The following is a 12212-nucleotide window of genomic DNA, read 5'->3' as shown; positions in this document are numbered from 1 at the left end:
AAAACCCCGCCGCAGCGGCGTTCCCATCGCCCGGGCCGGGCGGCTCAATCCACCGAGATCCCCGCCAGCCGCTGCAGCGCCTCGGCGTACTTGGCGCGGGTGCGCTCGATCACCTCGGCCGGCAGCTTCGGTCCGGGCGCGGTCTTGTCCCAGTCCAGCGTCTCCAGGTAGTCGCGCACGAACTGCTTGTCGTAGCTGGGCGGGCTGGTGCCGAGCTGGTACTCGTCGGCCGGCCAGTAGCGCGAGGAGTCCGGCGTGAGCACCTCGTCCATCAGGTACAGGCGGCCGTCGGCATCGGTGCCGAACTCGAACTTGGTGTCGGCCAGCAGGATGCCGTGCTCGGCGGCGTAGCCGGCGGCGTAGCGGTAGATGCGCAAGGTGGCGTCGCGCACGCGCTCGGCCAGGTCGGCGCCGACCTGGCGCACCATCGCGTCGAAGTCGATGTTCTCGTCGTGGTCGCCGACGGCGGCCTTGGTGGACGGGGTGAAGATCGGCTCGGCCAGCTGCTGGGCCTGCTGCAGCCCGTCGGGCAGCACGATGCCGCTGATCTTGCCGGTGCGGCGGTAGTCCTTCCAGCCGCTGCCGATCAGGTAGCCGCGCGCGATCGCCTCCACCGGCACCGGCTTGAGCTTCTTGGTCACCACGCTGCGCCTGGCGTACAGCGCCGGGTCCACGCCGTCGGGCAGCACGCTGGCCACGTCGATGCCGGTCAGGTGGTTCGGCATCAGGTGCGCGGTCTTGCCGAACCAGAAGTTGGAGATCTGGCACAGCATCTCGCCCTTGCCGGGGATCGGGTCGGGAAGCACCACGTCGAAGGCGGAAAGCCGGTCGGTGGCCACCATCAGCAGGTAGTCGCCGGGCGGGACGTTGGCGGGCAGGCGTTCGCGCGGGAGATCGAAGACATCGCGGACCTTGCCGCGGTGACGCAACGGCAGGCCGGGCAGATCGGATTGCAACAGCGTGGTCGACACAGGCACTCCTAACTTCGCAATGGCGCTGTCCCCGGGACCGGCGGTCCCGCGGAAACGACAGCGGGCCGCGTAGTGTACGGCGGTCCACGCCGCACTGCAGCGACGATCCAGTGGCGTCGCCGGGCCGGCGGCGGCGACCGCTGCGGGCCGGCGCCGGGCCGGGTCCGCTAGAATGCCGGTCCCACCGCCACCTCTGCCGGAATCCCCATGCGCTGGTACGGAAAACTGCTCGGTTTCATCGCCGGCGCGCTGCTGTTCCGGCCCAATCCGCTGTTCGGCGCCGCCGTCGGCCTGCTGATCGGCCATGCCTTCGATGCCGACTGGTTCAGGCTCGGCAAGGACAACCCCTACCGCGAGCTGGGCCTGACCGCCGAGGCCACCGATGCCGAGGTCGACCTGGCCTACCGCCGGCTGATGTCGCAGTACCACCCGGACAAGCTGACCGGCGCCGCGCCGGAGCTGCGCGAACAGGCCGAGAAGAAGGCGCGCGCGCTCAACGCCGCCTACGACCGCATCAAGGCGCTGCGCAAGCGCTGACCCGCCGCCACGAGACCCCCCCATGTCCGACTGCATCATCGCCCCGTCCATCCTCTCCGCCGACTTCGCCCGCCTGGGCGAGGAAGTGGACAACGTGCTCGCCGCCGGCGCCGACTGGGTGCACTTCGACGTGATGGACAACCACTACGTCCCCAACCTGACCATCGGCCCGCTGGTGTGCCAGGCGCTGCGCAAGCACGGCGTCACCGCGCCGATCGACGTGCACCTGATGGTCGAGCCGGTGGACCGCATCGTGCCGGACTTCGCCGAGGCCGGCGCCAGCATCATCAGCTTCCACCCCGAGGCCAGCCGCCATGTCCACCGCACCGTCCAGCTGATCAAGGCGCAGGGCTGCAAGGCCGGCCTGGTGCTCAACCCGGCCACGCCGGTCGAGGTGCTGGACTGGGTGCTGGAGGAACTGGACGTGGTGCTGCTGATGTCGGTCAACCCCGGCTTCGGCGGCCAGGCCTTCATCCCTTCCACGCTGGACAAGCTGCGCGCGGTGCGCGCGCGCATCGACGCCAGCGGCCGCGACATCCGCCTGGAGGTGGATGGCGGGGTCAAGGCCGACAACATCGCCGCGATCGCCGCCGCCGGCGCCGATGCCTTCGTCGCCGGCTCGGCGATCTTCCGCGAGCCGCGCACCCGCGATGCCTACGCGCAGACCATCGCGCGCATGCGCGCCGAAGTGGCCGCGGCGCGGTGAGCGCGGTGCCGAGCATCCGCCAGGCGACGCCGGACGACGTGCCGCTGATCCGCCAGCTGATCCGCGAACTGGCGATCTACGAACGCGCCGAGCACGCCGCCAAGGCCAGCGAGGACGACCTGCGCCGCACCCTGTTCGGCGACGGCGCCACCGCCCACGCGCTGGTCTGCGAGCAGGACGGCGAGGCGCTGGGCTTCGCCGTGTACTTCTACAACTACTCGACCTGGCACGGCCGCAACGGCATCTACCTGGAAGACTTGTTCGTGCGCGAGCAGCACCGCGGCAAGGGTGCCGGGCAGGCGCTGCTGCGCCACCTGGCGCGCAAGGCGGTGGCCGAGGGCTGCGGCCGCTTCGAATGGTCGGTGCTGGACTGGAACCGGCCGGCGATCGACTTCTACAAGGCCGCCGGCGCCGTGGCGATGGACGAGTGGACCGTGTACCGCCTCGACGGCCAGGCGCTGCGGGACTTCGCCGCCGGTTGAGCGGCGGGCCTGGTCGTCGTCCGTCGCGAATCCGACCCGGCACGCCGTGCTCCCTTCTCCCGCTTGCGGGGGAAGGTGGCGCGCAGCGCCGGATGAGGGTGCTTTTGCTGTGGCTTCTCGATGCTCCAGACAGCCCCCATCCGCCCTTCGGGCACCTTCCACCCCGAGGCTGCCCAGCCCCGCAAACGGGAGAAGGGAGTGGGCCCGCACGATGCCGACGAGGGTGCGGCATCCTCCGGGCCAGGGGGATAATCGAACCTTTCATCCACCGGCTCAGCCCGGGAGGCACGCCCCATGTTCCGTTTCCTGCTGATGGCCACGATGGTCGCGCCGCCGTCCGTCGCCACGTCCGCGCCGCTGGACCTGCTGGTCGGCTCCTACACCGGCGATGGCGGTCCCGGCATCTACGTGTTCCGCTTCGACCCGGCCAGCGGCCGGCTGGAGCAGCGGCCGTGGCAGACCGTGCAGCTGCACAATCCGTCGTGGCTGGTGCTCGCGCCGGATCGCCGGCACGTGTATGCGGTCAACGAGAACGGCCCGGAACAGCCCGACCCCGTCGGCCGGGTCAGCCGGCTGCGACTGGACCCGGCGACCCACCGGCTGGAACTCGACGGCCAGGTGCCCAGCCTCGGCGACGAGCCCACCCACGCCTCGCTCAGTCCGGATGGCCGCTACCTGTTCGTCGCCAACTACGCGGTCAATGCCGATCCCGGCGGCACGCTGGCGGTGGTGCCGGTGGCCGCCGACGGCAGCCTGCGGCCGCCGACCCAGCTGAGCAGCTACCAGGCCAGCGGAGTGGACCGCGAGCGCCAGGCCTCGGCGCACGTCCACTCGGCGACGATGGCACCGGACGGGCGCCACCTGCTGGTGGCCGATCTCGGCGGCGACCGCGTCTACGCCTATCGCTACGACCCGCAGGCCAGCGCCGAGCGTCCGCTGCGGCCGGCGCCTGAACCGTTCGTGGCGCTGCCGCCGGGCAGCGGCCCGCGCCACCTGGTGTTCGACGCCACCGGCCGCCATGCCTACCTGACGCTGGAGATGAGCGGCCAGGTCGCCGTCCTGGACTACGCCGACGGCCGGCTGGCCGTGCGCGAGGTGCTGGACCTGTTCGCCCCGGGATTCTCCGGCGACAACGGTGCCGGTGCGATCCATCTCTCCGCCGACGGCCGCTTCCTGTACGCGGTCAACCGCGGCAGCGACAACCACATCGTGGTGTTCGCCGTCGATCCGCACGACGGCGGCCTGCGGCAGCTGCAGCGCCGCGCCGCCGGGGGGCGCCAGCCGCGCGAGTTCGCCATCGCGCCCGGCGGCCGCTTCGTGCTGGTGGCCGCGCAGGGCGACGACCGCATCACCGTGATCGAGCGCGACGACCGGACCGGCCTGCTCGGCCGCAGCGTGCAGCAGGTCGAGGTGGCCGCGCCTTCGGACCTGAAGTTCCTGCCCTGAGCGAGGGGTGCCGGGAGCCGCGCAAAAAAGATGCCGCGCCGGGGGAGGGTCCGGCACGGCATCGGAAATTATGGAGGCTGATCCTGCCTCCGCCCGTCGTCCTTGCTATGGACTCCCATGTTCCGGGTATCGGATGACATCGTGATGACAGGCCGGTTCACGAAATCCGATGGCATCGGCTGGTAGTTTCGCCGCACCTTTTCCCCGGATGAATGCAATGCCACGACTGCGCTGGTGCCTGATCCTCAACGGCAAGTCCGCAAGCGACGATGCGCTTCGCGGCGCGGTGGCCGAGTTGCGCGCGCAGGGCGTGGAACTGGCCGTGCGCGTGACCTGGGAGGAGGGCGACGCGGCGCGCTACGCGCACGAGGCGGTCGCCGCCGGCGTGGACAGCGTGATCGCGGCCGGCGGCGACGGCACCCTGAGCGAGATCGCCGCCGCCCTGGCCGGGCGCACGGAACCGGCCGCCGAGCTGCCCGCGCTGGGCCTGGTGCCGATGGGCACGGCGAACGATTTCGCCGTCGCGGCGGGAGTGCCGCAGCAGCCGCGCGCGGCGCTGGCACTGGTCGCCGCGCAGGCGCCGGTCGCCATCGACCTGCTGCGGGTCGAGGCCGGGGACGGCGTGCACTGGTGCGCCAACATGGCCAGCGGCGGCTTCGGCACCCAGGTCACGGTGGAGACCAACGAAGGCCTGAAGAAGATGCTGGGCGGCCTGGCCTACCTGATCACCGGCATGGCCAGGCTGGGACGCATCGAGCCGATCCGCGCGCGCTTCGAGGGGCCGGACTTCGCCTGGCAGGGCGACTTCATCGCGCTGGGCGTCGGCAACGGCCGCCAGGCCGGCGGCGGCCAGGTGCTGTGCCCGGACGCCCTGCTCGACGACGGCCTGCTGGAGCTGACCGTCATTCCCGACCTCACCGGCGAGGTGGCCGGAACGCTGCGCACCCTGCTGTCCGCCGGCAAGGACGCGGCGCTGGACCGGGTGGCGGTGCAGGCGCGGCTGCCGTGGCTGCAGATCGAGTCCGAGCGCCCGCTGACCCTGAACCTGGACGGCGAGCCGGAGTCGGCGCGGCGTTTCCGCATCCAGTGCGTGGCGCAGCGGCTGCGCATGCACCTGCCGGCCGGCTGCGCGCTGTTGTCGCGCTGACGCGCGGGCTGCCGCCGCAACGCCCGTAGGAGCGACTTCAGTCGCGATGAGGCTCTACCGGTAGAGCCCCATCGCGACTGAAGTCGCTCCTGCATCGCAAGCCCGGCACTGCGCGGGCGCCGGCAGTGCCCCCGGGCCTTGGCCGCGGACGCGGCAGTTGCGGTAAAGTAGCGTCGTGCCCAGCCTGACGACCCCACGTCCCCTTCCTTCCGCTCGCCGTGCGTGGCGATGGTGGCCCGTAGCCGTCGTCCGCCCCGCCACCTTGTTCCAAGCCGGCCATGCCCGGATGGAAAGTTCCCGGAAGGAAAGTCGTCTTGACCACGTTCGAGCAGTTCCAGCAGCAGGCCACTGAGGCCGACGCCCCCGGCACCTGCCGTCTCGTCCCCGTCGTCCGCGAGGTGCTGTCCGACCTGGACACGCCGCTTTCGGTCTACCTCAAGCTCGCCGACGGCCCCTACACCTACCTGTTCGAGTCGGTCGAGGGCGGCGAGCGCTTCGGCCGCTACTCGATCATCGGCCTGCCGGCGCGGCGCGTGTACAGCTTCCGCGGCCACACGCTGGAGACGAGCGAGTACGGCGAGGTGGTGGAAACGCGCCACGTCGCCGATCCGCTGGCCGAGGTCGAGCGCCTGCGCGCGGCCTGCTCGGTGCCGAAGATCGAGGGCCTGCCGGGCTTCACCGGCGGGCTGGTGGGCTGGTTCGGCTTCGAGTGCATCGGCTACATCGAGCCGCGCCTGGCCGCCGGCGACAAGCCCGACGAGCTGGGCACCCCGGACATCCTGCTGATGCAGTCCGAGGAACTGGCGGTGTTCGACAACCTCAAGGGCCGGCTGTACCTGATCGTGCACGCCGATCCGCGCCAGCCGCAGGCCTGGGCGCGCGCCAACCGCCGCCTGGACGAACTGGCGCACCGGCTGCGCCAGGCCGGCGCCGGCTACCCGCAGTCGCAGGTCTCCGACGCCATCGACGAGGACGACTTCCGCTCATCCTTCACCCGCGAGCAGTACCACGACGTGGTACGCCGCGCGCAGGAGTACGTGCGCGCCGGCGACATCTTCCAGGTGGTGCCCAGCCAGCGCCTGCGGGTGCCGTTCCGCGCCCGCCCGGTGGACGTGTACCGCGCCCTGCGCGCGCTCAACCCGTCGCCGTACATGTACTTCATCGACGTCGGCGCCACCCAGGTGGTCGGCTCCTCGCCGGAGATCCTGGCGCGGCTGCAGGGCGGGGTGGTCACCGTGCGCCCGATCGCCGGCACCCGCCGCCGCGGCGCCACGCCCGAGGAGGACGCCGCGCTGGAGGCCGAGCTGCTGGCCGATCCCAAGGAGCGCGCCGAGCACGTGATGCTGATCGACCTGGGCCGCAACGACGTCGGCCGCGTCGCCGAGCCGGGCACGGTCGAGGTCACCGCCTCGTTCGTGATCGAGCGCTACAGCCACGTCATGCACATCGTCAGCGAGGTCACCGGCCGGCTCAAGGACGGCCTGAGCTATGCCGACGTGCTGCGCGCCACCTTCCCCGCCGGCACCGTCAGCGGCGCGCCGAAGATCCGCGCGCTGGAGATCATCCGCGAGCTGGAACCGGTGCGCCGCAACGTCTATTCCGGCGCGGTCGGCTACATCGGCTGGCACGGCGATGCCGACACCGCCATCGCCATCCGCACCGCGGTCATCCAGGACGGCTACCTGTACGTGCAGGCCGGCGGCGGCGTGGTCTACGACTCCGACCCGGACCTGGAATGGCAGGAAACCATGAACAAGGGCCGCGCGCTGTTCCGCGCGGTCGCGCAGGCCGCCAAGGGGCTTTGACCATGTACGACGACAGCATGCCCGCCGAAGGCACGGCCGGCGACAGCGAGCCGCGGCAGTACCGCCACGGCTTCCGCAACGACTACAGCGAGGGCGCGCATCCGCGCCTGCTGCAGGCCCTGGCGCAGGCCAGCACGCAGCAGAACCGCGGCTACGGGCTGGACCGGCACAGCCGCCGCGCCGCCGAGCTGATCCGCGCCCACGTCTGCCGCGACGACGTCGACGTGCACCTGCTGGTCGGCGGCACCCAGACCAACCTGGTGGCGCTGGCCGCGTTCCTGCGCCCGCACCAGGCCGCCATCGCCGCCGGCAGCGGCCACATCGCCACCCACGAGACCGGCGCCATCGAGGCGACCGGGCACAAGGTGCTGACGGTGCCGACGGACGACGGCAAGCTCACTCCCGCCGCGATCGCCCCCCTGCTCGACGGGCACGGCAGCGAGCACATGGTGCAGCCGCGGCTGGTGTACGTGTCCGACAGCACCGAGCTGGGCACGATCTACACCCGCGCCGAACTGCAGGCGCTGTCGCAGTACTGCCGCCAGCGCGGCCTGCTGCTGTACCTGGACGGCGCCCGCATCGGCTCGGCGCTGACCGCCACCGGCAACGACCTCACCCTGGCCGACATCGCCACGCTGACCGACGCCTTCTACATCGGCGGCACCAAGAACGGCGCGCTGGTCGGCGAGGCGCTGGTCATCGTCGACGATGCGCTCAAGGCCGACATGCGCTACCTGGTCAAGCAGCGCGGGGCGATGCTGGCCAAGGGCATGGTGCTGGGCACGCAGTTCACAGCACTGTTCGAGGACGGCCTGTTCTTCGAGCTGGCCCGCCATGCCAACCTCATGGCCGCACGCCTGCGCGAGGGCCTGGCGCGGCTGGGCGTCGGCTTCCTGGTCGACTCGCCGAGCAACCAGATCTTCCCGCTGCTGCCGGCCGCAGTGGTCGAGAGGCTCGAGGCGCTGTACGCGTTCGAGCGCTGGCAGGCGCTGCCGGACGGCCGCGTCGCGATCCGCCTGGTGACCTCCTGGGCCACGCCGCAGGCGGCGGTGGACGGCTTCCTCGCCGATGCGCAGGCATTGGCCGCCATTGCCGCGCCCGCGCCGCGCGCGGACGCCACCGCTGCGATGGAGCACTGACATGCTGCTGATGCTCGACAACTACGATTCGTTCACCTACAACCTCGTGCAGTACCTGCAGGCGCTGGGCGCCGAGGTCGAGGTGGTGCGCAACGACGCCATGAGCGTGGACGAGATCGCGGCGCTGGCACCCGAGCGCATCGTCGTCTCGCCCGGCCCGTGCACGCCCAACGAGGCCGGCGTCTCGCTGCAGCTGATCGAGCGGCTCGGCCCGACCACGCCGATCCTCGGCGTGTGCCTGGGCCACCAGAGCATCGGCCAGGTCTATGGCGGCGACGTGATCCGCGCCGGCAACATCATGCACGGCAAGACCTCGCCGATCCGTCACCGGGGCAAGGGCGTGTTCGCCGGACTGCCCGACGGCTACACGGCCACCCGCTACCACTCGCTGGTGGTGGACAAGACCACGCTGCCCGATGCGCTGGAGGTCACCGCCTGGACCGAGAACCCGGACGGCTCGATCGAGGAGATCATGGGCCTGCGCCACCGCCAGTACCCGGTGCAGGGCGTGCAGTTCCATCCCGAGTCGATCCTGACCGAGCACGGCCACGCGCTGCTGAAGAACTTCCTGGAGCAATGAGATGCTGTTCGTGGTCATGCTCGGCGGCAAGCATCCAGCCGCCAAGATCGAGGTCCACGACGTGGTGTTCGCCAGCGGCGACAACCTGCAGGCGGTCTACCCGCAGCTGAAGCGGCAATGGTTCGGCCAGCCGCACGGCGCCCACGTCGATTCCTGGCTGGAGGTGGACGGCGTGGAAGGCTGGCGCGTGCAGCTGTCCGATGCCGCGCCTGCGGCCGGTTCGCCGCGGCTGTTCTTCATCAACCTCGGCGGCTACGAGCCCGGCGTGTTCGGCGAGGCCCACCGCTACCGGCTGGTGGTCGCGCACGATGCCGCCGAGGCCAAGCGCAAGGGCAAGCAGCAGGCCGGCGCAGGCTGGGACAAGCCGCATACCGATGCGCTGTACGACGTCGACGACTGCCTGCCGATCGATTCGGTGCAGGGCCGCTACGTCCACCTCGTGGAAGCGCCGCACCGCGGCATCGCCGGCCACAGCGACTACCTCGTGCTGCCTTGAACATCCCTGGAGCCCCCATGCCCATCACGCCGCAAGAAGCCCTGCAACGCACCATCGAGCATCGCGAGATCTTCCACGACGAGATGGTCGCGCTGATGCGCCAGATCATGCGCGGCGAGGTCTCGCCGGTGATGACCGCGGCGATCCTCACCGGCCTGCGGGTGAAGAAGGAGACCATCGGCGAGATCGCCGGCGCGGCCGAGGTGATGCGCGAGTTCTCGCGCAAGGTCGAGGTGGCCGACCGCAGCCACATGGTCGACATCGTCGGCACCGGCGGCGACGGCTCGCACACCTTCAACATCTCCACCTGCGCGATGTTCGTCGCCGCCGCGGCGGGCGCCAAGGTGGCCAAGCACGGCAACCGCAGCGTCTCCTCCAAGTCCGGCAGCGCCGACGCGGTGGAGGCATTGGGCGCGGTGATCGAACTGCAGCCCGGGCAGGTGGCGCAGGCGATCGCGCGCACCGGCATCGGCTTCATGTTCGCGCCGGTGCACCACCCGGCGATGAAGGCGGTGGCGCCGGTGCGCCGCGAGATGGGCGTGCGCACCCTGTTCAACATCCTCGGGCCGCTGACCAACCCGGCCGACGCGCCCAGCATCCTGATGGGCGTGTTCCATCCCGACCTGGTCGGCATCCAGGCGCGCGTGCTGCAGCAGCTCGGCGCCGAGCGCGCGCTGGTGGTTTGGGGACGCGACGGCATGGACGAGCTGTCGCTGGGCGCGTCCACGCTGGTCGGCGAGCTGCGCGACGGCCAGGTGCGCGAGTACGAGGTGCACCCGGAGGACTTCGGCATCGCCATGTCGGCCAGCCGCAACCTCAAGGTCGCCGACGCCGGGCAGTCCAGGGCGATGCTGCTGGACGTGCTCGACAACCGTCCCGGCCCGGCGCTGGACATCGTCGCCCTCAATGCCGGCGCGGCGCTGTACACGGCCGGCGTGGCCGCCGGCATCGCCGAGGGCATCGAGCGCGCCCGCGCGGTGATCGGCGATGGCAGCGCGCGGCGCAAGCTCGACGAGTACGTGGCGTTCACGCGCTCGCTCTGAGTCCCCCGCCGCGCCCAGGGCGCGGCGTGCAGGAGCGGCGTAGGAGCGACTTCAGTCGCGATGGAGCTCTACCGGTAAGGCCCCATCGCGACTGAAGTCGCTCCTACGTCGTCCTGCATCGACAGATACGGATGCAGCGGGATAAAGGGAGAAACGCCGTTTTTCGCGATTCCGCGCCCCATGGCCGATAATGCCAGGCCCGCAGGATCCGACCCGATGAGCGACATCCTCAACACCATCCTCGCCCGCAAGACCGAAGAGATCGCCGAGCGTTGCGCGCGCGTGCCGCTGGACGAGCTCGTCGCGCGCGCCGGCGACGCCGCGCCGGTGCGCGGATTCGCCGACGCGCTCAAGGCGTCGATCGCCGCCGGCGAGCCGGCGGTGATCGCCGAGGTCAAGAAGGCCAGCCCGTCCAAGGGCGTGATCCGCGCGGATTTCCACCCGGCCGACATCGCCGTCAGCTACGAGTTCGGCGGCGCGTCCTGCCTGTCGGTGCTGACCGACGTGGACTTCTTCCAGGGCGCCGACGCCTACCTGCAGCAGGCACGCGAGGCCTGCACGCTGCCGGTGCTGCGCAAGGACTTCGTGATCGACCCGTACCAGGTGTACGAGGCGCGCGCGCTCGGCGCCGACTGCATCCTGCTGATCGTCGCCGCGCTCGACGACCAGCATCTGGCCGACCTGTCCGGGCTGGCAATGCAGCTGGGGCTGGACGTGCTGGTGGAAGTGCACGACATCGACGAGCTGGAGCGCGCGCTGCAGGTGCCGGTGCCGCTGGTCGGCATCAACAACCGCAACCTGCGTACCTTCGAGGTCTCGCTGGACACCACCCTGGCGATGAAGGACGCGGTGCCGCGCGACCGGCTGCTGGTCACCGAGAGCGGCATCCTGGTGCCGGAGGACGTGGCGCGCATGCGCGCGGCCGGGGTCAACGCCTTCCTGGTCGGGGAGACCTTCATGCGTGCCGAGGAGCCGGGCGAGGCGCTGCGTCAGCTATTCTTCGCCGCATGAGCGACCGCTATCCCAAGCCCGGCGACGACGCGCCGCTGGTGGTGTTCGATTTCGACCACACCCTGTACGACGGCGACTCCGGCAGCCACCTGTTCGCCTGGCTGATCCGCCGCAACCCGCTGCGCCTGCTGGCCGCGCTGCTGGCCACGCCGCTGCTGGGGCCGTTGGTGGCGATGCTGCCCACCCGCCGCCGCGGCATTTCCGGCTACGTCTGGATCGCCACCTTCGGCATGCATCGTGCGCGCGAGTTCAACCGCTCGATCGATCGCTACGTGCTCCGGCACGAACAGCAGATCCGCGGCCGGCTGCTGCCGGTGGCGCTGGAGGTGTTCAAGCGCCACCGCGCCGCCGGCGACCGGGTGGTCGTGGCCACCGGTGCGCCGCCGGAACTGGCACGCGCGATCCTGGCCTTCGTCGCCGAGCAGGACGTGCCGGTGATCGGCAGCCAGGTCGGCTCGCGCCTGGGCGCGGTGGTCGCCAGGCGCCACTGCCACAACGAGGAGAAGATGCGCATGCTGCGCGAGCGCGGCTATGGCGACATCGCGGTGGCGTACTCGGACAGCAGCGCCGACCTGCCGCTGCTGAAGGCGGCCAGGGTACCGGTGGTGGTCAACCCCAAGCCGTCGCGGGTGCCATTCTTCCAGCGGGTGCTGCCGCCAGGGACGCAGATCCTCAACTGGGGCTGCCGCGACCGCGCCGGCGAGCCGGTGGGGGCGGGCCGGGAATCGGGAATCGGGAATCGGGAATAGGCGAGGCCTGTTCCGGTACATCGGCCATAGCGGCAGGGACCGCCATGGATGTGCTGCGCTTACCCGGGCTCATGGGTCTCGGCCGGAGTCGGGGACGCTC

General features: G+C 71.1%; 13 protein-coding genes. 12 read left to right on the top strand and 1 reads right to left on the bottom strand.

The features are described 5' to 3' along the window. Positions 1-44: 44 nt before the first annotated feature. The gene (locus LRX76_RS05885; protein ID WP_231803038.1) at positions 45-971 is read right to left on the bottom strand and encodes a phosphoribosylaminoimidazolesuccinocarboxamide synthase; all 927 of its coding nucleotides are present in this window, start codon (positions 969-971) and stop codon (positions 45-47) included. A gap of 207 nt (positions 972-1178) precedes the next feature. Between LRX76_RS05885 and LRX76_RS05880 the strand changes: the two genes are divergently transcribed. The 12 genes from LRX76_RS05880 to LRX76_RS05825 all read left to right on the top strand — a co-directional run bounded on the left by LRX76_RS05880 (position 1179) and on the right by LRX76_RS05825 (position 12112). Then, a complete protein-coding gene (locus LRX76_RS05880; protein WP_231803036.1) occupies positions 1179-1508 on the top strand; it encodes a DnaJ domain-containing protein in 330 nt (109 codons plus the stop codon). A gap of 22 nt (positions 1509-1530) precedes the next feature. After that, positions 1531-2214, top strand: coding sequence for a ribulose-phosphate 3-epimerase (gene rpe, locus LRX76_RS05875; RefSeq protein WP_231803034.1), 684 nt, complete (start codon positions 1531-1533; stop codon positions 2212-2214). Then, positions 2211-2696 (top strand): GNAT family N-acetyltransferase, encoded by a 486-nt coding sequence (locus LRX76_RS05870; protein WP_231803032.1) that lies wholly within the window; start codon positions 2211-2213, stop codon positions 2694-2696. The genes rpe and LRX76_RS05870 overlap by 4 nt, the downstream gene beginning before the upstream one ends. A 294-nt stretch (positions 2697-2990) precedes the next feature. Further along, on the top strand, positions 2991-4142 hold the full coding sequence (locus LRX76_RS05865) for a lactonase family protein (RefSeq protein ID WP_231803029.1): 1152 nt from the start codon (positions 2991-2993) through the stop codon (positions 4140-4142). A gap of 217 nt (positions 4143-4359) precedes the next feature. Beyond that, entirely contained in the window at positions 4360-5289 is a 930-nt protein-coding gene (gene yegS / locus LRX76_RS05860; protein ID WP_231803025.1) for a lipid kinase YegS, read from the top strand. A gap of 314 nt (positions 5290-5603) precedes the next feature. Further along, the gene (gene trpE / locus LRX76_RS05855) at positions 5604-7094 is read left to right on the top strand and encodes an anthranilate synthase component I (RefSeq protein WP_231803023.1); all 1491 of its coding nucleotides are present in this window, start codon (positions 5604-5606) and stop codon (positions 7092-7094) included. 17 nt (positions 7095-7111) lie between these two features. Then, a complete protein-coding gene (locus tag LRX76_RS05850) occupies positions 7112-8233 on the top strand; it encodes an aminotransferase class I/II-fold pyridoxal phosphate-dependent enzyme (RefSeq protein WP_231803365.1) in 1122 nt (373 codons plus the stop codon). Between the two features lies 1 nt (position 8234). Next, complete coding sequence (locus LRX76_RS05845; protein WP_231803021.1) at positions 8235-8813, top strand: aminodeoxychorismate/anthranilate synthase component II; 579 nt, start codon at positions 8235-8237, stop codon at positions 8811-8813. Position 8814: 1 nt separating this feature from the next. Beyond that, on the top strand, positions 8815-9309 hold the full coding sequence (locus LRX76_RS05840) for a DUF1543 domain-containing protein (RefSeq protein WP_231803019.1): 495 nt from the start codon (positions 8815-8817) through the stop codon (positions 9307-9309). A 17-nt stretch (positions 9310-9326) separates the two neighbouring features. Continuing rightward, complete coding sequence (gene trpD / locus LRX76_RS05835; RefSeq protein ID WP_231803017.1) at positions 9327-10352, top strand: anthranilate phosphoribosyltransferase; 1026 nt, start codon at positions 9327-9329, stop codon at positions 10350-10352. Between the two features lie 216 nt (positions 10353-10568). Continuing rightward, a complete protein-coding gene (trpC, locus tag LRX76_RS05830) occupies positions 10569-11363 on the top strand; it encodes an indole-3-glycerol phosphate synthase TrpC (protein WP_231803015.1) in 795 nt (264 codons plus the stop codon). Further along, positions 11360-12112, top strand: a complete 753-nt coding sequence (locus LRX76_RS05825) for a haloacid dehalogenase-like hydrolase (RefSeq protein WP_231803013.1) — start codon at positions 11360-11362, stop codon at positions 12110-12112. The genes trpC and LRX76_RS05825 overlap by 4 nt, the downstream gene beginning before the upstream one ends. Positions 12113-12212 lie beyond the last annotated feature (100 nt).

Source organism: Stenotrophomonas sp. MMGLT7 (assembly GCF_021168555.1).
Lineage (GTDB): Bacteria > Pseudomonadota > Gammaproteobacteria > Xanthomonadales > Xanthomonadaceae > MMGLT7.
Note: the sequence above shows the minus strand (reverse complement) of the source record. Positions and strands in the feature narration are given on the sequence as shown.

Coding starts and splice junctions, on each gene's coding strand:
- rpe (WP_231803034.1), top strand. CDS start 1,531: ATGTCCGACTGCATCATCGCCCCGTCCATCCTCTCCGCCGACTTCGCC.
- trpC (WP_231803015.1), top strand. CDS start 10,569: ATGAGCGACATCCTCAACACCATCCTCGCCCGCAAGACCGAAGAGATC.
- LRX76_RS05845 (WP_231803021.1), top strand. CDS start 8,235: ATGCTGCTGATGCTCGACAACTACGATTCGTTCACCTACAACCTCGTG.
- trpD (WP_231803017.1), top strand. CDS start 9,327: ATGCCCATCACGCCGCAAGAAGCCCTGCAACGCACCATCGAGCATCGC.
- LRX76_RS05850 (WP_231803365.1), top strand. CDS start 7,112: ATGCCCGCCGAAGGCACGGCCGGCGACAGCGAGCCGCGGCAGTACCGC.
- LRX76_RS05865 (WP_231803029.1), top strand. CDS start 2,991: ATGTTCCGTTTCCTGCTGATGGCCACGATGGTCGCGCCGCCGTCCGTC.
- LRX76_RS05840 (WP_231803019.1), top strand. CDS start 8,815: ATGCTGTTCGTGGTCATGCTCGGCGGCAAGCATCCAGCCGCCAAGATC.
- yegS (WP_231803025.1), top strand. CDS start 4,360: ATGCCACGACTGCGCTGGTGCCTGATCCTCAACGGCAAGTCCGCAAGC.
- LRX76_RS05825 (WP_231803013.1), top strand. CDS start 11,360: ATGAGCGACCGCTATCCCAAGCCCGGCGACGACGCGCCGCTGGTGGTG.
- LRX76_RS05880 (WP_231803036.1), top strand. CDS start 1,179: ATGCGCTGGTACGGAAAACTGCTCGGTTTCATCGCCGGCGCGCTGCTG.